20 protein-coding genes are annotated in these 19225 nt (G+C 59.4%); 15 read left to right on the top strand and 5 right to left on the bottom strand.

What is annotated here, in order from left to right; translation table 11 throughout:
• Window positions 1–157 precede the first annotated feature (157 nt).
• Window positions 158–1330 carry a pyridoxal phosphate-dependent aminotransferase gene (locus ACA051_RS25150; RefSeq protein WP_497372353.1) on the top strand — a complete coding sequence of 391 codons (1173 nt, stop codon included), beginning with the start codon at window positions 158–160 and terminating at the stop codon, window positions 1328–1330.
• The gene (sfsA, locus tag ACA051_RS25145) at window positions 1330–2043 is read left to right on the top strand and encodes a DNA/RNA nuclease SfsA (RefSeq protein WP_497372351.1); all 714 of its coding nucleotides are present in this window, start codon (window positions 1330–1332) and stop codon (window positions 2041–2043) included. The genes ACA051_RS25150 and sfsA overlap by 1 nt, the downstream gene beginning before the upstream one ends.
• On the opposite strand, the gene ACA051_RS25140 is transcribed toward sfsA, so the two are convergent.
• Complete coding sequence (locus tag ACA051_RS25140; protein WP_497372349.1) at window positions 2040–2357, bottom strand: Rieske (2Fe-2S) protein; 318 nt, start codon at window positions 2355–2357, stop codon at window positions 2040–2042. The two genes, sfsA and ACA051_RS25140, sit on opposite strands and share 4 nt — an antisense overlap.
• Window positions 2358–2522: 165 nt before the next feature.
• On the opposite strand from ACA051_RS25140, the gene ACA051_RS25135 reads away from it, so the two are divergent.
• From ACA051_RS25135 to ACA051_RS25120, 4 genes are read left to right on the top strand one after another with little or no spacing between them, the layout of a single operon-like run.
• Window positions 2523–3395, top strand: a complete 873-nt coding sequence (locus tag ACA051_RS25135) for a heme/hemin ABC transporter substrate-binding protein (protein WP_497372347.1) — start codon at window positions 2523–2525, stop codon at window positions 3393–3395.
• The gene (locus ACA051_RS25130) at window positions 3392–4429 is read left to right on the top strand and encodes a FecCD family ABC transporter permease (RefSeq protein ID WP_497372345.1); all 1038 of its coding nucleotides are present in this window, start codon (window positions 3392–3394) and stop codon (window positions 4427–4429) included. The genes ACA051_RS25135 and ACA051_RS25130 overlap by 4 nt, the downstream gene beginning before the upstream one ends.
• Window positions 4429–5196, top strand: a complete 768-nt coding sequence (locus ACA051_RS25125) for a heme ABC transporter ATP-binding protein (RefSeq protein WP_497305487.1) — start codon at window positions 4429–4431, stop codon at window positions 5194–5196. The genes ACA051_RS25130 and ACA051_RS25125 overlap by 1 nt, the downstream gene beginning before the upstream one ends.
• A gap of 19 nt (window positions 5197–5215) precedes the next feature.
• Entirely contained in the window at window positions 5216–6067 is an 852-nt protein-coding gene (locus tag ACA051_RS25120) for a ChaN family lipoprotein (protein ID WP_497305485.1), read from the top strand.
• Between the two features lie 266 nt (window positions 6068–6333).
• Here the strand turns inward: ACA051_RS25120 and ACA051_RS25115 are convergent, their stop codons facing one another.
• From ACA051_RS25115 to ACA051_RS25105, 3 genes are all read right to left on the bottom strand, one after another.
• Window positions 6334–6606, bottom strand: coding sequence for a TfoX/Sxy family protein (locus ACA051_RS25115; RefSeq protein ID WP_007971093.1), 273 nt, complete (start codon window positions 6604–6606; stop codon window positions 6334–6336).
• Between the two features lie 243 nt (window positions 6607–6849).
• The gene (locus ACA051_RS25110) at window positions 6850–7194 is read right to left on the bottom strand and encodes a pentapeptide repeat-containing protein (RefSeq protein WP_497305483.1); all 345 of its coding nucleotides are present in this window, start codon (window positions 7192–7194) and stop codon (window positions 6850–6852) included.
• A 90-nt stretch (window positions 7195–7284) separates the two neighbouring features.
• Complete coding sequence (locus tag ACA051_RS25105; protein ID WP_497305481.1) at window positions 7285–8841, bottom strand: bifunctional aminoglycoside phosphotransferase/ATP-binding protein; 1557 nt, start codon at window positions 8839–8841, stop codon at window positions 7285–7287.
• 118 nt (window positions 8842–8959) lie between these two features.
• Between ACA051_RS25105 and mrcB the strand changes: the two genes are divergently transcribed.
• The 3 genes from mrcB to ACA051_RS25090 are packed head-to-tail and all read left to right on the top strand — an operon-like array spanning window position 8960 to window position 12370.
• A complete protein-coding gene (gene mrcB / locus ACA051_RS25100) occupies window positions 8960–11284 on the top strand; it encodes a penicillin-binding protein 1B (protein WP_497305479.1) in 2325 nt (774 codons plus the stop codon).
• Between the two features lie 16 nt (window positions 11285–11300).
• Window positions 11301–12035, top strand: a complete 735-nt coding sequence (locus ACA051_RS25095) for a tetratricopeptide repeat protein (protein ID WP_497372343.1) — start codon at window positions 11301–11303, stop codon at window positions 12033–12035.
• Window positions 12035–12370, top strand: a complete 336-nt coding sequence (locus tag ACA051_RS25090) for a YqcC family protein (RefSeq protein WP_497372341.1) — start codon at window positions 12035–12037, stop codon at window positions 12368–12370. The genes ACA051_RS25095 and ACA051_RS25090 overlap by 1 nt, the downstream gene beginning before the upstream one ends.
• Before the next feature lie 18 nt (window positions 12371–12388).
• Here the strand turns inward: ACA051_RS25090 and ACA051_RS25085 are convergent, their stop codons facing one another.
• The gene (locus ACA051_RS25085) at window positions 12389–12802 is read right to left on the bottom strand and encodes a DUF4124 domain-containing protein (RefSeq protein WP_497372339.1); all 414 of its coding nucleotides are present in this window, start codon (window positions 12800–12802) and stop codon (window positions 12389–12391) included.
• 399 nt (window positions 12803–13201) lie between these two features.
• Here ACA051_RS25085 and ACA051_RS25080 point away from each other — a divergent pair, with 399 nt between their 5' ends.
• The 6 genes from ACA051_RS25080 to msrQ all read left to right on the top strand — a co-directional run bounded on the left by ACA051_RS25080 (window position 13202) and on the right by msrQ (window position 19184).
• A complete protein-coding gene (locus ACA051_RS25080) occupies window positions 13202–14926 on the top strand; it encodes an acetolactate synthase 3 large subunit (protein ID WP_497305473.1) in 1725 nt (574 codons plus the stop codon).
• A 2-nt stretch (window positions 14927–14928) separates the two neighbouring features.
• Window positions 14929–15420: an acetolactate synthase small subunit gene (ilvN, locus tag ACA051_RS25075; RefSeq protein WP_003176102.1), complete on the top strand. Its 492-nt coding sequence runs from the start codon at window positions 14929–14931 to the stop codon at window positions 15418–15420.
• 48 nt (window positions 15421–15468) lie between these two features.
• Window positions 15469–16485: a ketol-acid reductoisomerase gene (ilvC, locus tag ACA051_RS25070; RefSeq protein WP_007948647.1), complete on the top strand. Its 1017-nt coding sequence runs from the start codon at window positions 15469–15471 to the stop codon at window positions 16483–16485.
• A 144-nt stretch (window positions 16486–16629) separates the two neighbouring features.
• On the top strand, window positions 16630–17487 hold the full coding sequence (pssA, locus tag ACA051_RS25065) for a CDP-diacylglycerol--serine O-phosphatidyltransferase (protein WP_497305471.1): 858 nt from the start codon (window positions 16630–16632) through the stop codon (window positions 17485–17487).
• Window positions 17488–17550: 63 nt separating this feature from the next.
• Entirely contained in the window at window positions 17551–18564 is a 1014-nt protein-coding gene (gene msrP, locus ACA051_RS25060) for a protein-methionine-sulfoxide reductase catalytic subunit MsrP (RefSeq protein WP_497372337.1), read from the top strand.
• Window positions 18564–19184, top strand: a complete 621-nt coding sequence (msrQ, locus tag ACA051_RS25055; RefSeq protein ID WP_497305467.1) for a protein-methionine-sulfoxide reductase heme-binding subunit MsrQ — start codon at window positions 18564–18566, stop codon at window positions 19182–19184. The genes msrP and msrQ overlap by 1 nt, the downstream gene beginning before the upstream one ends.
• Window positions 19185–19225 lie beyond the last annotated feature (41 nt).

The following is a 19225-nucleotide window of genomic DNA, read 5'->3' as shown; positions in this document are numbered from 1 at the left end:
GGCGTTGGAGACCTGATCAATTATTGATTTTAGTCAAACCTGCGGTACACGCTTGAGTCGTTTACGGCAAGGTTATAACGCCTCTGACTGCTTTAGGTTCTCGCTCGTTCCGGCGCTTGGGTAGAATCGATTCTTTTCTCCGTTGTAAGGAAGGCTAATGGCTCAGTCCTACAGTGCCCGCAGTCGCGCGATCGAACCTTTCCATGTGATGGCGCTGCTGGCGCGGGCCAATGAACTGCAAGCCGCGGGTCACGATGTGATCCACCTGGAAATCGGCGAGCCGGACTTCACCACCGCCGAACCGATCATCCAGGCCGGCCAGGCAGCGCTGACGGCGGGGAAGACCCGTTACACCGCGGCGCGTGGTATTCCCGAGTTGCGTGAGGCCATTTCGGGCTTTTATCAGCAACGTTACGGGTTGAACATCGACCCGCAGCGAATCCTGATCACGCCCGGCGGGTCCGGCGCCCTGTTGCTGGCCAGCGCTTTGCTCGTCGACCCGGGCAAGCACTGGCTGCTGGCGGACCCGGGTTATCCCTGCAACCGGCATTTCCTGCGGTTAGTCGAAGGCGCTGCGCAACTGGTGCCGGTCGGCCCGGACGTGCGTTATCAGCTGACGCCGGACCTGGTGGCGCGTCATTGGGACCAAGACAGCGTCGGCGCCTTGGTGGCCTCGCCCGCCAACCCGACAGGGACCATTCTGACTCGCGACGAACTGGCGGGCTTGTCGGCGGCGATCAAGGAGCGCCACGGTCATCTGGTGGTGGACGAGATCTACCATGGCCTGACGTATGGCACCGATGCCGCCAGTGTTCTGGAAGTCGATGACAGCGCTTTCGTCCTTAATAGTTTTTCCAAGTATTTCGGCATGACCGGCTGGCGGCTGGGATGGCTGGTCGCGCCTGAAGCGGCGGTCGGTGATCTGGAAAAGCTCGCGCAAAACCTCTACATCAGCGCCCCGAGCATGGCTCAGCACGCCGCACTGGCCTGCTTCGAACCTGCCACGATCAGCATTCTGGAAGAGCGCCGCGCCGAGTTCGGTCGTCGTCGGGATTTCCTGTTGCCGGCTTTACGAGAACTGGGCTTCGGGATCGCCGTCGAGCCGGAAGGGGCGTTCTACTTGTACGCCGATATCAGCAAGTTCGGCGGCGATGCCTTCGCGTTCTGCCGACATTTCCTCGAAACCGAGCATGTGGCAATTACCCCGGGCCTGGACTTCGGGCGCTATCAGGCCGGGCACCACGTGCGTTTTGCCTACACCCAAAGCCTGCCGCGCCTGGAAGAAGCGGTCGAACGGATTGCGCGTGGATTGCGGAGCTGGCACGGCTGATGCGTTTTCATCCTCCCCTCGAAGAAGGTCGCCTGATCCGTCGTTACAAGCGTTTTCTCGCCGATATCGAAACCGTTGGCGGCGAATTGCTGACCATCCACTGCCCGAACACCGGCTCGATGCTCAATTGCCAGGTGGAAGGCGGGCAGGTCTGGTTCAGCCGCTCCAACGACCCGAAACGCAAATTGCCCGGCACGTGGGAAGTCGGCGAAACCCCGCAAGGTCGGTTGTTTTGCGTGAACACCGGGCGCGCCAACGGGTTGATCGAAGAGGCGTTGCGGGCGGGCGTGATTACCGAACTGAACGGCTTTACCGAGTTGAAACGCGAAGTGGCCTACGGGCAGGAAAGCAGCCGCATCGATTTCCGTCTCGATTACCCGGGTGGTCCGGCATATGTGGAAGTCAAAAGCGTGACCCTGGGCTTCGACGGGTCATCGGTTGCCGCATTTCCCGATGCGGTGACACAACGGGGGGCCAAGCATTTGCGGGAACTGGCTCACCTGGCTCGGGACGGGATTCGTGCGGTGCAGTTGTATTGCGTCAACCTGACCGGCATTGAAACGGTGCGTCCGGCAGAAGAGATCGATTCGGCCTACGCAGCGGCATTGCGTGAGGCGGTGGCATGCGGAGTCGAGGTACTGGCTTATGGCGTGCGATTGACCCACGAAGAGATGGTGGTCGATCGACGTCTGGAGGTGCTGCTGAACGGTTAAAGACTGATCCAGATGCCTTGTTCGTCTTCGCGGCAGGTAACGGGGGTGAGGGATTGCCCGGCACAAGGGCCGGCGACGCATTCGCCGTCTTCGATCAGGAACAGTGCGCCGTGGGTGGCGCACTGGATCAGGCTGTTGCTGGGGTCGAGAAACTGGTCGGGTTTCCATTCCAGTCCGACACCCCGGTGCGGGCAGCGATTGATGTAGACGTACACCTGGCCGCCCCGGCGCACGGCAAAAAGTTTCTGACTGTCGATGTCGAATCCGCGACTGCTGTTGTCAGCCAGTTCGGCACCTGTGCAAATCAACTTCATGTCTATCCTCAATTCCGGCGGCTCGTGACCGGATATGTCCGAGCTTGACGTTCAAATGCAAACAATTATCAAATGGCCGCTTCGCCCGTGGGGTGCAGGTGCCGGATGCCGAGGATACTTGGCCTGTCATCTCGATGCCTGGGAAAACTTAAAAGGAAGCTGTTTATGCGCCTGAGTACCCGCGTTGCTGCGCTGTGTGTCGGACTCCTCGCCAGCCACCACTCCGCAGCGGCCGAGTTGCCACAGCGTTGGGTCAGTGCCGGCGGCGCTCTGTCGGAGTGGGTGAGCGCGCTGGGCGGTGAGTCGAAACTGGTCGGTGTCGATACCACCAGTCAGCATCCGGAATCGCTGAAGGCGCTGCCGAGCATCGGTTATCAGCGGCAACTGTCGGCGGAGGGCATCTTGAGCTTACGCCCACAGATTCTGGTCGGCACCGAAGAAATGGGGCCGCCGCCGGTGCTTTCGCAGATTCGTAGCGCGGGCGTGCAGATCGAGCTGTTCTCGGCCCAGCCCGATCTGCCGACGTTACAGGGCAACCTGGCGCATCTGGGCAAGTTGCTCGGCGCTGAAGGCCGGGCTGCGCAATTGCTCCAGACCTATCAGCAGCGACTCGAGCAGCAGAAGGTCCGGGTCACTCGTGCGCAGTTGAAGGAAAAATCGCCGGGCGTGCTGTTGCTGCTCGGCCATGCGGGCGGCAAGCCGCTCATCGCCGGTAAAGACACCGCCGCCGATTGGCTGATCCAGCAGGCCGGTGGGCACAATCTGGCAACGCACACTGGCTACAAGCCCTTTTCTGTTGAGTCGCTGGTCAGTCTGGACCCCGACATGCTGGTGTTTTCTGACCGAGCGCTGGCCGGCGACGCCGCGCGAGCAGCGTTGTTCAAGGAAAACCCGATTCTGTCCTCGACCCGTGCGGCCAGGGACGGGCGCGTCATGGAGCTCGATCCGACCTTGTTGGTAGGTGGATTGGGGCCGCGGTTGCCTGATGCGTTGAAAACGCTGTCTGATGGTTTCTTCCCCGGCAATACGGCCCGATGACCGTTCTGGTTAAACCCCGTGCGTTGTTCATTGGCCTGAGCGTGCTGTGTTTAGTGGCGATCTGGTTGTCGTTGGCGCTGGGGCCGGTCAGCCTGCCTTTATTCGATACGCTGCGCGCGGCGTTGCGCATGATCGGCCTGCCCATTGCCCCCGATGGACTGGAGCAGGCCGAGTTGATCCTCGGGCAAATCCGCCTGCCTCGAACCTTGTTGGGGCTGGCGGTGGGTGGCGTGCTGGCATTGTCCGGCGTGGCGATGCAGGGATTGTTTCGTAACCCTCTGGCTGATCCGGGGTTGGTCGGGGTGTCCAGCGGTGCTGCGTTGGGCGCCGCTATCGCGATTGTCGGTGGTTCGGTGTTTGGCGGTCTGCCTGAATCGTTCGGACCTTATCTGTTGTCGGTGTGCGCATTTCTCGGCGGGTTGGGTGTGACGGCGCTGGTGTATCGCCTGGGTCGGCGCAATGGGCAGACGAATGTTGCGACCATGCTGCTGGCCGGTATTGCGCTAACTGCATTGGCGGGTTCAGCGGTCGGTTTGTTCACCTATCTGGCCGACGACGCGACCTTGCGCACACTCACGTTCTGGAACCTGGGCAGCCTCAACGGCGCCAGCTATTCGCGGCTCTGGCCGTTGCTGCTGGTGAGCGCCGGTGTGGCGCTCTGGTTGCCGCGCCGGGCCAAGGCCTTGAATGCGTTGCTGCTGGGCGAATCGGAGGCCGGTCACCTGGGCATCGACGTCGAAGGGCTCAAGCGCGAATTGGTGTTCTGCACTGCACTGGGGGTTGGCGCGGCCGTGGCGGCAGCGGGAATGATCGGCTTTGTCGGTCTGGTGGTGCCGCATCTGGTGCGCCTGCTGGCCGGTCCTGATCATCGGGTGTTGTTGCCGGCCTCGGTGCTGGCGGGTGCGAGTCTTCTGTTGTTTGCCGACCTGGTGGCGCGGCTTGCTCTGGCGCCGGCAGAGTTGCCGATCGGGATTGTCACGGCCTTCATCGGTGCGCCTTTCTTTTTGTATTTACTGCTCAGAGGGCGTGCCTGATGTTGCGAACCCAGAGCCTGCAAATCCGCCGAGGCGCAAAGATCGTTCTGACGGACATCACGCTTGAGCTCAAGCCAGGCGAAGTGCTCGGTGTGTTGGGCCCTAACGGTGCTGGCAAAAGCACCTTGCTCGGTGCCTTATGCGGCGAATTGAAGGCTGATCATGGCAGCGTCTGGCTCGATGAGCGCGAGTTGAGCCATTGGGCCGGCGCGCAGCGAGCCCAGCGACTGGCGGTCTTGCCGCAGGTGTCGACCCTGGACTTCGCCTTCCGTGTCGAAGAAGTGGTCGGCATGGGGCGTTTGCCCTATCAAAGCGGGCGGGTCCGGGATGACGAGATCGTCGCCGCCGCCTTGCACGCTGCCGATGCGGGACACCTGAGTGGCCGAAGCTATCTGGCGCTGTCCGGGGGCGAGCGTCAGCGGGTACATCTGGCTCGGGTGCTGGCGCAGCTCTGGCCGGGCGAAGCGGGGCAGACGCTGTTGCTCGATGAACCGACCTCGATGCTCGACCCGCTGCACCAGCACACCACCCTGCAAGCGGTGCGCGAATTCGCCGATCACGGCGCTGCGGTGCTGGTGATCCTGCATGATCTGAACCTGGCGGCGCGCTATTGTGATCGCCTGTTACTGCTCGAGGGTGGGCGGCCCGTGGCGCTGGATACCCCAGAGCACGTCTTGCGCCCGGAACCACTCAAAGCGGTGTTCGGGCTGGAAGTCCTGGTGCAGCAGCATCCGGAGCGTGGTCATCCGCTGATCATCGCCCGCTGAGAATGACATCGAGGTGAGCATGCGAGGAATTTTGCTACTGGCGGTCGTGTTGTTGAGTGCCTGCCAGCACGTTTCGGTACCGCCTCCGGTCGTCGGTGAGATTCAGGACCTGCGCAGCGGCCAAGTCCTGACTCCCCAGGCGTTGGTCGAACGGCTGGCCAGGCCTTCGCGGCTGATCGTCGGCGAGCAGCACGACAATCCTGATCACCATCAACTGCAATTGTGGTTGCTACAGGCGTTGGGCGAACGTCGACCCCAGGGCAGTCTGTTGCTAGAAATGCTCACGCCGGATCAACAATCGCGCGTCGATGACATTCGCCGTGCCTCGACGCTACCCGCAGATCTTCCCGGCGCGTTGAACTGGCAGCCGGGGTGGGACTGGAATCTGTACGGGCCGATTGTGCGCTTTGTGCTGACTCAACCCTACCCGCTGCTGGCGGCCAACCTGGACAGTCTTGAAGTCCGTACCGTTTATGCCAAGCCGCCGACATTAAACGGTCGGCTTTCCAATGCTCCGACGGTCAAGGATGAGTTGCTGGCGCAGATCAACGACTCCCATTGCGGACTGCTGCCCACATCGCAAATGCCCGCGATGCTGGCGGTCCAGCAGCAACGTGATCGACGGATGGCCGAGCGCTTGCTGTCGGCACCGATGCCTTCGCTGCTGTTTGCCGGCGCCTATCACGCGCGCAAGGATGTTGGTGTGCCGATCCACGTGCTCGATCTTGGCGAGCCTGAAGCACCGACGGTTTTGATGCTGGCGGAGCAGGGGGGCGAGGTCACGCCGGCCATGGCTGATTACGTCTGGTACACGCCTGCCACGCCGGGCCAGGATTACTGTGCGCAAATGCGAAAGCAGTTCGGGAAGTAAACGGACGACTTTTCCACAGGCAAAAAAAGACCCGGCAAGAGCCGGGTCAAATAACCGTGATTAGCCTGATGAGGAGATATCTGAGAGTCCGAACCAAGGGCTTTTCAAATATCGACCAGTCTCGCGACCAGTTGTGGTAATCATAGCGATTCTCATTACCAAGTCAATCGCTGTTTTTTGATTTCTTTGAAAACCTCTGTCTTCTGGCGGAGAAGCCCCGTAATCGTTGGGCCTCAGGTGGTAATCCTGAGGCGCAATACGCCTGTTCAATTCTTGTGGCGGGATGAGATGGCTTCCAGTTGTTTGTTCAAGGCTTCTTTGCGTTCGGCTGGAATGTCATTCCAATGCACGTCCATCAGTGCGCCTTCGATCGCATACAACAACACCTTGGATGCCCGGAACCCGCGTGTGCGCACGGCTCGATAAGCATCCACCGCCCCGAGGCGACGCAAGTCCGACGCGCTGTGGATGCCCACGGCATGCAGCCACTGTGCCGACGTCTTGCCAAGATTTTTCAGGTGTTGCAGTTCATCATTCATCAAGCCTCCTTGCGACGGCCGAACGGTGCGTGGGCGAGCTTCTCAGGAGTGTAGCCATCAGTAGGAAAAGCGTGATTGTTTGGTCGGTTTCGACGCAAAAGCTTCTAAGAGCAAGACTCAAATAGCTGAGAGAAGGACGGAGGGAGCAGGGGGAGGAGGCGCGGAGGGGGCAAGGTTCCCGGCAAAAAATCCGGCGTCCAGCGCGAAGCGGGGGCGCCGGACTTGTCAGGTAGAACGTCGTTTTTAGCGGGTGCGATAACGCAGGCGAGTACCGAAATTCATCGACATCAGGATCTCGTCAGCACTCAGTTCTGGCGGAAAGTAGGCGCCGGAGATCTGTGCGTGAGCCAGGCTCGCGCCTTCCAGGCAGGCGTCGCGGAAGTCAATGCCGCGCAAATCGGCGGAGCGGAAATAGGCATCGGTGAAATCGACGCCATCGGCGTTCAGCTCACGCAGGTCCAGGCCGCGGAAATCGCCGCCGACCATGTCGACAGAGGCATGACTGGCGCGCTCGGCATTGAAGCCTGCGATGTCGTCTTTGTGCAGCAAGGCATAAAGCGGGGTGTCGAGAAGTTTTGGCTGGCTCATGTCGCATCACCTGATGGTTTTATGACGCCAGTATAGTGCCACTATTTGACAGCCGTGAAGCCGGCGATGGCTTCACGGCTGAAATAGTTTTTACAGGCCCGGCATGCGCTGGCGAATCTGCGCAACGACGGTATCGAGCGTCCCGCTTTCATTGGTCTGGACGCGTTTGCTGCACAGAATCTCGGCAGGTGTCAGCGCTTCGCGGCTGGCTTGCTGGGCGGCGATAACGGCGAGGTTGGCGTCGGACGGGTCCTTCTGGTCTGCCTGACGCAAGGCCAGCCAGCTCTCGATGACGGCTTGTGGTGCATTGCAATCGAGGATCAGGAACGGTGCCCCGGTGGCTTCGGCGATTTTCGCCGCGCCGTCGCGCTGCTCGCGCTTGAGGTACGTCGCATCGATGACCACCGGGAACCCGGCGCGCAGGATGACCGCGGCAATGTCATGCAGTCGGCTGTAGGTGGCGGCGCTCGCATCGGCACTATAGATGCCGGCCTGCGGGTCATTCGGTACCGTTTGCTCGCCGAACAGACGCTTGCGCTCAACATCCGAACGCAGGCGAATGGCGCCCAGCGCTTCCACCAGGCGCATGGCGACGTGGCTTTTGCCGACAGCGGAAACACCGTGGGTAATCGCCATGAACCGCGAAGGAATGGTGCTGTAGCTTTCTGCCAGGTTGGCGTAGTTGCGGTACTGACGCAGGGTGGTGGCGCGCTGCACCGGGTCGGCCTCGGCCGGCATGCTGAACAAGCTGACCTTGGCGCGAACCAGTGCGCGGTAGGCTTTATAGAAGTTCAGCAGTTCAAGGCCCTGATAGTCGCCGGTCAGTTCCAGATACTGGCTGATGAAACGGCGCGCCAGGCTCTTCAGGCCGCGATCTTCCAGGTCCATGGCCAGGAAGCCGGTGTCGGCATAAACGTCGGTGAAGCGGAACGGTTCGTTGAACTCGATGCAGTCGAAGATCACGACCTTGCCGTCGATCACGGTGGCGTTGCCCAGGTGGATGTCGCCGTGGCATTCGCGGATGAAGCCTTCAGCCTTGCGCTGGGCGAACAGCGGCTTCAGGCGTTCGAAGCTGCTTTCGGCCCAGGCTTGCAACGCATCAAGTTGCAGCAGATCGGCCTTGTCGCTGAGGAACGGGCGGATCTGTTCGAAGTTTTGGCGTACCGGTGCCATCACGCTGTCCGGGGTGCCGGCTTCGTGTTCGCCAGGCACTTTCGGCGCAGTGAGGTGGAATTGGGCGATCTGCGCGGCCATCTCGTCGATGTGCGCAGTGGTCAACTCGCCGTTGGCTTGCAGGGTGCTGAGCAGCTGGCTTTGTGGGAATTGACGCATTTTCAGTGCGAAATCGACAAGCGGACCTTCGCCGCCCAGTTGTGGCGCAGCTTCGCTGCCGGTGATCGGCAACACTTCCAGGTACAAATCGTTGGTCAGGCGCTGGTTAAGGCGCAGCTCTTCGCCGCAGAAATGCTCGCGAGCGTCGAGGCTGGTGAAGTCGAGGAAGCCGAAATTCACTGGCTTCTTCACTTTATAAGCAAAGGGGCCTGTGAGAATGACCCAGGAAATATGGGTCTCGATGACCTGGAACCCGTCGACAGGATGCGGGTAGAGGGCCGGGTTTTGCAGGGCGGCGATCAGGGACTGGCTCACAGGCGATCCTTCATAGTCTGGGGAAAATTCACGGCCGCCATTATGGCTGCAAGTCCGCCTGACGCAAACCTCGGAGGGCGCCTGTTGAGTATGAATAAAGTGCGTATAATCCGCCGCCATGACTCGTACTCGATCCCCCCGTACCCCCAAAAAACCACCTTCCAGGGGCTTGAGCCCCTGGCTGGGCTGGGCCCTTAAACTCAGTCTGGTCGGCCTCGTGGTGCTCGCCGGGTTCGCGGTTTACCTCGACGCCGTGGTCCAGGAGAAGTTCTCCGGCAAGCGCTGGACCATCCCGGCCAAGGTGTATGCACGCCCGCTCGAGCTGTTCACTGGCCAGAAGCTGAGCAAGGAAGACTTCCTTACCGAGCTCGACGCTTTGGGTTATCGCCGAGAAGCCGTGAGCAACGGCCCCGGCGCTGCGGCGGTCAACGGCAACACCGTCGACCTGAATACCCGTGGTTTCCAGTTCTATGAAGGCCTGGAGAAAGCCCAACCCGTGCGCGTGCGCTTCTCCGGCGATTACGTGGCCGACCTTTCGGCGACCAACGGTTCAAAGCTTTCTGTCGTGCGACTGGAGCCGCTGCTGATCGGCGGGATTTACCCGAAAAATCTCGAAGATCGCATTCTGATCAAAATCGATCAGGTCCCGCCGTATCTGCTGGAAACCCTGGTGGCCGTGGAAGACCGGGATTTCTATAACCACTGGGGCGTGTCGCCAAAGTCGATTGCCCGCGCCGTCTACGTCAACACCTCCGGCGGCAAGATGACCCAGGGCGGCAGTACGCTGACCCAGCAGTTGGTGAAGAATTTCTACCTGACCAGCGAACGCAGCCTGACCCGAAAACTCACCGAAGCCATGATGGCCATGCTGCTTGAGCTGCATTACGACAAACGGGAAATTCTTGAGGCGTACCTCAATGAAGTGTTCGTCGGTCAGGATGGCCAGCGCGCGGTGCACGGTTTCGGTCTCGCCAGCCAGTTCTTCTTCGGGCAGCCATTGTCCGAGCTGAAACTGCATCAAGTCGCAATGCTGGTGGGGATGGTCAAGGGGCCGTCTTACTACAATCCGCGTCGCAACCCGGAGCGGGCGCTGGAGCGGCGCAATCTGGTGCTCGATGTGCTTGAGCAGCAGGGTGTCGCCACCGCTGAGCAGGTCACAGCGGCGAAGAATATGCCACTGGGTGTGACGACTCGCGGCAAGCTGGCGGACAGTTCTTTCCCAGGCTTCCTCGATCTGGTTAAACGCCAATTGCGCGAAGACTACCGCGACGAAGATTTGACCGAAGAAGGCCTGCGGATCTTCACCAGTTTCGACCCGATCCTGCAGATGAAAGCCGAGGCGTCGGTCAACGACACCTTCAAGCGTCTATCCGGGCGCAAAGGTTCCGATGAGGTCGAAGCGGCGATGGTCGTGACCAACCCGGAAACCGGTGAAGTCCAGGCCATGATCGGCAGCCGTCAGGCGAGTTTTGCCGGCTTCAACCGGGCGCTGGATGCGGTGCGACCGATCGGTTCGTTGATCAAGCCCGCGGTTTATCTGACAGCCCTTGAGAAACCGAGCCAGTACACGCTGACCAGTTGGCTGTCGGACGACTACTTCTCGGTCAAAGGCGCGGACGGTCAGGTCTGGAAACCCCAGAACTACGATCGCCGTTCCCACGGTACGGTTTTCCTGTACCAGGGCCTGGCCCATTCCTACAACCTGTCGACGGCGCGTCTCGGGTTGGCGGTGGGCGTCCCGAATGTTCTGAAGACATTGGCGCGCCTGGGTGTCAGTCGCGAGTTCCCGGCGTTCCCTTCGATGTTGCTGGGGGCCGGTGGATTGACGCCGATTGAAGTGGCGACCATGTACCAGACGCTGGCCAACGGTGGTTTCAATACGCCGATGCGCGGGATTCGTAGCGTACTGACCGCCGAAGGCGAGCCACTCAAGCGTTATCCGTTCCAGATTGAGCAGCGTTTCGACCCAGCCTCCATTTACCTGATCCAGAGCGCCATGCAGCGGGTCATGCGTGAAGGTACCGGCAGTTCGGTTTACAACGTGCTGCCGAAAACCCTGACCCTGGCGGGTAAAACCGGTACCAGTAACGACTCGCGAGACAGCTGGTTCGCCGGTTTCAGCCAGGACTTGCTGGCGGTGGTGTGGCTGGGGCGCGATGACAACGGCAAGACCCCGTTCACCGGTGCCACCGGTGCATTGCAGGTCTGGACCAGTTTCATGCGCAAGGCCGATCCGCTGCCACTGGACATGCCGCAGCCGGACAACATTGTTCAGGCCTGGGTCGATTCGCGTACCGGGCAAGGTTCCGAAGGCAGCTGCCCAGGTGCCGTGCAGATGCCGTATATTCGCGGCAGCGAACCGCCACCCGGCGCCGCTTGCGGTGGCGAAAGCCCTGCATCCGGCGAAAAGGTGATGGATTGGGTCAAGGGCTGGCTGAATTAAGCAAAGAGGGTTTCAAGTGAACAAGTGGTTGATTCCAGCGATTACCGCCGTGGCTTTGCTCAGCGGTTGCTCCACCGTACAGCGTGGTTCGATCCCGGTTGTGGATTCCGGCAGCGCCGTTTCGAACAGTGAACGGGTTTCGGCGAATGGCGGTTTCCGTCAGACGACGTCTAAACGTCCTGTGCAAGCCCAGCCTCAGGCGATTCCACAAGGTGACACTGGAGTCGTCGTGATGGTGCCTGGTGGCGGCGCAGTGGCGTCGGCACCGATCAGCACCGGTCCGATTACGCCTGGTCCGATTACCCCCGGGCCGATAGACACCTCGCCGGTACAGTCGGCACCGATCAATCAGGGCAGCTACAGCATGCCGTCGACGCCGAGCGGGATTCCTTCGGCGAGCTCCGGTGGCTTGTCTGCCGATGAGCAGTTGGACGGTCCGGTGCTGGCGCTGTTGACCACTGCTCAGCAGCAACAGGCCGGCGGTGATCTCAACGGTGCGTCCTCCAGTCTTGAGCGCGCCCAGCGTGTTGCGCCACGTGAGCCGCAAGTGCTTTATCGCCTGGCTCAGGTGCGCATGGCCCAAGGCGATGCGGCACAGGCTGAACAGTTCGCCCGTCGTGGCCTGACGTTCGCCAATGGTCGTCCGGCGCTTCAGGCCAGCCTGTGGGAATTGATCGGCCAGTCGCGTGAGAAGCAGGGTGATTCCGCAGGTGCGGCACTGGCCCGTCAGAAGGCCAAGGTTTCGCTGTGATGGACGCACGTTTCCCCAAGATTGCCGAGCAACTGCTGTTGATCGAACGCGAGCTGCGGATTCAAGGCTGGTGGGACGACGTTTCGCCCTCCGCTCAAGCGTTATCCAGCGTCGAGCCGTTTTCGGTGGATACGCTGGATTTCGAGCAGTGGCTGCAATGGATTTTCCTGCCTCGGATGAAGGTCATCCTCGAACAGGATATGCCGCTGCCCAACGCGTCGGGCATTCAGGAGATGGCCGAGATGGTCTTTGCCGCTCGCAATGTTCAGGGTAAGGATCGCTATTTGCAGGTCTTGCTCAAAGAGTTCGATCTGCTGATCACCGCCTCTCGCTGAATCGGAGACTGCCAGTGCCTACTGGCAGTTATCCCCAATCTGTTTTTGTGCTTCGGTGATGCGTTCCTGACGCTGCTCGTCATCGAGGCGACGCATCTCACCGTCGATCTTCTCCCGCAATCGCGGATTATTCTGCAGTTGGGCCAGGTTCGTTCGCGCCTGCTCGCAGAACACATTTAGCTGGGCTTGCTGCTCGGCGACCTTCTTTTTCACTGTGTTGTCGATGGCCTGTTGATCGCCAATCGCCGTGCTGCGCGTTGGTGTGGCGGGTTTTCCGGGAGGCGGGGAGGGCGTCACCACGGTGGTGGCCTCCTGGCCTTGCGGCGGTTGCGCGTCGAAGTGGGTAACGCCTTGGGCGTCGACCCATTTATAGATCTGACCGGCCATACACAATGGGCTGATCAGCAAAGTGACCATGAAGAACGTTCGCATGCCATTTCCTTGCCAGAGTTGCGCAATTGAAGCTAACACAGTTGCGGTTTAGCGGTTTTTTCTTGCTTTCTCATGTGCTTACTTCAATAAAGCACATAGACGGCTTGACTTGCAGAGGACGAAACAGAAGAATCCAAAGTCCGCTGTAGAGGGACTGCCAGAAGCAGACCCACTCAGCAGATCATGAGGCGCACATCCGCGCCGACCTGTTACACCCGCAACGCGTTACCTCGCGCTGGGTGGGAAAGGCCCGCAACACTTGGGACGATCCCAATACTTGCTCAGTCAGTGCTGACGTAGTCGGCGACCACCGTCGCTCATGCTCTGCTGAGAAGTAAACCTATTAAGACCCGTCCCCTTTTATGTGGGCGGTATTCTGGCGTTTTAGAGGTGAACAACGTGGAGCTTTTATCTGGCGGTGAGATGCTCGTCCGCTTTTTGCGTGACGAAGGCGTCAAGTACATCTACGGGTACCCGGGTGGTGCTCTTCTTCATGTTTACGATGCCCTGTTCAAAGAACCGGAAGTGACCCACATTCTGGTTCGTCACGAACAGGCTGCGACCCATATGGCTGACGGCTACGCTCGTGCCACCGGTAAAGCCGGTGTGGTACTGGTGACCTCCGGTCCGGGCGCAACCAACGCCATCACGGGTATTGCCACGGCCTACATGGACTCCATTCCGATGGTGGTCATTTCCGGCCAGGTGCCTAGCACCATGGTGGGCACCGATGCGTTCCAGGAAACCGACATGATCGGTATCTCCCGGCCGATCGTGAAGCACAGCTTCATGATCAAGCACGCGTCGGAAATCCCGGAAATCATGAAGAAAGCGTTCTACCTGGCGCAATCCGGTCGTCCTGGTCCGGTCGTTGTCGATATCCCGAAAGACATGACCAACCCGGCCGAGAAGTTCGAATACATCTTCCCGAAAAAAGCCAAGCTGCGTTCCTACAGCCCAGCCGTTCGCGGTCACTCCGGACAAATCCGCAAGGCAGCCGAAATGCTCCTGGCGGCCAAGCGCCCTGTGATGTATGCGGGTGGCGGCGTGATTCTCGGTGGTGGCTCCGCGCCGCTGACCGAGTTGGCGAAGATGCTCAACCTGCCGGTGACCAATACGCTGATGGGCCTGGGTGCCTACCCTGGCACCGACCGTCAGTTCATCGGCATGCTCGGCATGCACGGCAGCTACACGGCTAACTTGGCGATGCACCATGCCGACGTGATCCTCGCGGTCGGTGCGCGTTTCGATGACCGCGTGATCAACGGCCCGGCGAAGTTCTGCCCGAACGCCAAGATCATTCACATCGACATCGACCCGGCGTCGATCTCCAAGACCATCAAGGCCGACGTGCCTATCGTTGGTCCGGTGGAAAGTGTCCTGACCGAAATGGTCGCGATCCTCAAGGAAATCGGCGAGACCCCGAACAAGGAGTCTGTTGCCAGTTGGTGGAAGCAAGTTGATGAATGGCGCGGTGATCGCGGCCTGTTCCCGTACGACAAGGGCGACGGCAGCGTCATCAAGCCGCAGACCGTGATCGAAACCCTGTGCGAAGTAACCAAGGGCGATGCCTTTGTTGCCTCCGATGTGGGTCAGCACCAAATGTTCGCGGCGCAGTATTACAAGTTCAACAAGCCAAACCGCTGGATCAACTCCGGTGGCCTGGGCACCATGGGCTTCGGTTTCCCGGCGGCCATGGGCATCAAGTTGAGCTTTCCGGATGCCGACGTCGCCTGCGTAACGGGCGAGGGCAGTATCCAGATGAACATTCAGGAACTGTCCACCTGCCTGCAATATGGCTTGCCGGTCAAAATCGTCATCCTGAACAACGGCGTTCTGGGTATGGTTCGCCAGTGGCAAGACATGAGCTACGGTAGCCGTCACTCGCACTCTTACATGGAGTCGCTGCCTGACTTCGTCAAGTTGGCTGAGGCTTATGGTCACGTCGGCGTGCGCATCACCGAATCGAAAGATTTGAAGACGAAGATGGAAGAGGCGTTCGCCATGAAAGATCGCCTGGTGATCATCGATGTTTCGGTCGACACCAGCGAGCACGTCTACCCGATGCAGATCAAAGACGGCTCCATGCGCGATATGTGGCTGAGCAAGACGGAGCGTACTTAATCATGCGGCACATTATTTCCTTGCTTCTGGAAAACGAACCTGGCGCTCTGTCTCGTGTAGTCGGCCTGTTCTCGCAGCGCAACTACAACATCGAAAGCCTGACCGTGGCGCCAACCGAAGACCCGACTTTGTCGCGTCTGACGCTGACCACCGTTGGCCACGATGAGGTCATCGAGCAGATCACCAAGAACCTGAACAAGCTGATCGAAGTGGTCAAGCTGGTCGACCTGTCGGAAAGTGCTCACATCGAGCGCGAACTGATGCTGGTCAAGGTCAAGGCCACCGGCGCCCAACGCGCCGAGATCAAGCGCACCACCGATATTTACCGTGGGCAGATCGTTGATGTCAGCGCTAGCGTGTATACCGTTCAATTGACCGGCACCAGCGACAAGCTCGACAGCTTCATTCAGTCCATTGGCACCGCCTCGATCCTGGAAACCGTCCGTAGCGGCGTAACCGGTATCGCTCGCGGCGACAAAGTACTCAGCATTTAAACCAAATTAGCGAACGGCCTGAACGGCCCGGATATATAGGGGAATTTCATGAAAGTTTATTACGAAAAAGACTGCGACCTGTCGATCATCCAGGGCAAGAAAGTTGCCATCATCGGTTACGGTTCCCAGGGCCATGCTCAAGCGTGCAACCTGAAAGACTCCGGCGTTGACGTTACTGTCGGTCTGCGCAAAGGTTCGGCCACTGTTGCCAAAGCCGAAGCTCACGGCCTGAAAGTGACCGACGTAGCTTCCGCTGTTGCGGCTGCCGACCTGGTCATGATCCTGACCCCGGACGAGTTCCAGTCTGCCCTGTACAAGAACGAAATCGAGCCGAACATCAAGAAAGGCGCCACTCTGGCCTTCTCCCACGGCTTCGCGATCCACTACAACCAGGTTGTTCCGCGCGCTGACCTCGACGTGATCATGATCGCGCCGAAAGCACCGGGCCACACCGTGCGTTCCGAGTTCGTCAAAGGCGGCGGTATCCCTGACCTGATCGCTATCTATCAGGATGCTTCGGGCAATGCCAAAAACGTTGCACTGTCCTACGCCGCAGGCGTCGGTGGCGGTCGTACCGGCATCATCGAAACCACTTTCAAGGACGAGACCGAAACCGACCTGTTCGGCGAACAAGCCGTTCTGTGCGGCGGTACCGTTGAGTTGGTGAAAGCCGGTTTCGAAACCTTGGTTGAAGCTGGCTACGCGCCGGAAATGGCCTACTTCGAATGCCTGCACGAACTGAAGCTGATCGTTGACCTCATGTACGAAGGCGGCATCGCCAACATGAACTACTCGATCTCCAACAACGCTGAGTACGGCGAGTACGTGACCGGTCCGGAAGTGATCAACGCCGAGTCCCGTCAGGCCATGCGCAACGCCCTGAAACGTATTCAGGACGGCGAATACGCCAAGATGTTCATCAGCGAAGGCGCGACCGGCTATCCTTCGATGACCGCCAAGCGTCGTAACAATGCCGCTCACGGTATCGAAATCATCGGCGAGCAACTTCGCTCCATGATGCCGTGGATCGGTGCCAACAAGATCGTCGACAAAGCTAAAAACTAAGTCGCGCACTTGTACGAAAAACGCGGCTTAGGCCGCGTTTTTTCGTTTGGGTGATCGGTTCTGGTATAAAGCTGCATCGTTTGTGGCCGAACCGTCGTCCCAGACACCTGTCGAAACTTTCCACCCCGTTGCAAGGTAATGTCCATGAGCGAACGTCCCGAAGAGCCAAACAAGGCTTCTGACGCCGAAAGCCTGCTGCCCATCGATGAACACATCGAGGAAGGGCATGACGCTGAAGGTCGTAAAGTCCGGCATCGTGGTATCTATCTTCTGCCGAATCTGTTCACCACCGCGAACTTGTTCGCAGGGTTTTATTCCATCATCAACTCGATGAGCGCCCAGAGCGCCTTGAGTGCCGGTGATTCGATTGGCGCGAGCAAGTATTTCGCGTTTGCCGCCATCGCGATTTTCGTCGCCATGGTCCTTGATGGTCTCGATGGTCGCGTTGCCCGCATGACCAATACCCAGAGCGCCTTCGGCGCCGAGTACGACTCGCTGTCGGACATGGTCGCCTTTGGTGTCGCGCCGGCATTGCTGGCGTTTGGCTGGGCTTTGGGCGACATGGGCAAGGTCGGCTGGATGGTTGCCTTCATCTATGTCGCGGGTGCGGCGCTGCGTCTGGCGCGCTTCAATACGCAAGTCGGCACCGCGGACAAACGCTACTTCATCGGTCTCGCCAGCCCGGCGGCTGCAGGTGTGGTGGCAGGGATTGTCTGGGCGTTCAGCGACTACGGCATTCAGGGGTCCAAGATGTCGTTCCTGGTTGCGCTGATGGTGGCCGCCGCCGGCATGCTGATGGTCAGCAACATCAAGTACAACAGCTTCAAGGAGTTGGACTTGAAGGGTCGCGTACCTTTTGTCGCGATCCTCGCGGTAGTGCTGGTGTTTGCCGTGGTCTTCAGTGATCCGCCGCGCATTCTGCTGCTGGTTTTCCTCGCTTACGCGGCGTCTGGTCCGGTGCAATACCTGTTGCATCTTCGTCGGCACAAAAACGCCGAGTGATGTAATTTCCCTCATACTCCGCAGTCTATTGGTGCATCTGTCCTCCAATGCTGCGGAGTTGCCATGCTGATCAAAGTCCCCAAAGCGTCTGACTGCCATGAGTCGGATGTCACGCCTGAATCCTTCTACCTTTCTCGACGCAATCTGCTGGGTGCAGCCGTTGCCGGTCTGGCGGTGAGCAGTCTGCCGCGCTGGGCCAGTGCTGACGAAGCCGCTCGTTACGCAGATGTCGAACCTGGCAAGGCGCCATCCTGGTTTGCCGAAAAGCTTCCTTCTACTAAATGGGGGGCAGTCAACGTCAAGGATGAGGCGATCACGCCATTCAAGGATGCGACCCACTACAACAACTTCTACGAGTTCGGCACTGATAAAGGCGACCCTGCCGCCAATGCCAGTTCGTTGAAGACTGAGCCTTGGACCGTAGTGGTGGATGGAGAGGTGGGTAAGCCGGGGCGGTATGCGCTCGAAGACTTCATGAAGCCCTATCAGTTGGAGGAACGGATCTATCGTCTTCGCTGTGTTGAGGCTTGGTCGATGGTCATTCCCTGGATTGGTTTTCCTCTCTCGGCGTTGCTGAAGGAGGTCGAGCCGACGTCGAAGGCCAAGTTCATCCGCTTCGAAACGCTGCAAGATCCCAAGAGCATGCCTGGGCAGCGCTCTGGTTTTGCCTTGATCGAGTGGCCCTATGTAGAGGGTTTGCGTCTGGATGAGGCGATGAATCCGTTGGCCATTCTTGCGGTGGGCATGTATGGGCGTGAACTACCGAATCAGAACGGGGCGCCTCTGCGTTTGGTGGTGCCTTGGAAGTATGGCTTCAAGAGCGTCAAATCCATCGTGCGGATCAGTCTGGTCAGCGAACAGCCGAAAACCACCTGGCAGAGCATTGCCGCGGATGAATACGGCTTCTATGCCAACGTGAACCCTACAGTCGATCACCCGCGCTGGACTCAGGCGCGGGAGCGTCGTTTGCCGAGCGGCCTGTTCAAGCCCAATGTTCGGGACACGCAAATGTTCAACGGCTACTCGGATGAAGTCGCTTCTCTCTATACAGGGCTCGATCTGCGGAAGAACTACTGATGCGTTATCCGTTTTGGCGAATTGGCGTCTTTATAGCGGCGGCGGTCTGGCCGCTGCTTTGGTTGTATCAGGCCTGGCAGGATGTGTTGGGCCCCGATCCGGGCAAGGTGCTGGTTGACCGGTTGGGGCTGGGAACGCTTATCCTGCTGCTAATAACGTTAAGCATGACGCCTCTGCAGAAGCTCACCGGTTGGGCGGGGTGGATTGCCGTGCGCCGGCAGCTGGGGTTGTGGTGTTTCGCTTATGTGGTTCTGCATCTGAGCGGCTACACGGCGTTCATTCTTGGATTTGATTGGTCGCAGCTGGGTGTCGAGTTGCGCAAGCGGCCGTACATCATTGTCGGGGCGTTGGGTTTTCTCTGTTTGTTGGCATTGGCGGTCACTTCTAATCGTTACAGTCAGCGACGGCTGGGTGTTCGTTGGAAGAAGCTGCATCGGTTGGCGTATGTCATTCTCGGGCTTGGATTACTGCATATGTTGTGGATCGTTCGTGCCGATCTTAAGGAATGGGCTATCTATGCTTCTGTAGGTGCGCTGCTGTTAGTGTTGCGCATTCCGCCTGTGGCCCGTCGAATCCCGCGTTTAATCGCTAAAAAGGCACCTTCTGCAAGAAAAGCATAAATAGGTGTTGACGGCAGATTCTGGAAGTCTATAATTCGCCC

It is taken from the genome of Pseudomonas sp. LBUM1669 (assembly GCF_059695705.1).
This window is presented reverse-complemented; position numbering and strand designations above follow the sequence as displayed.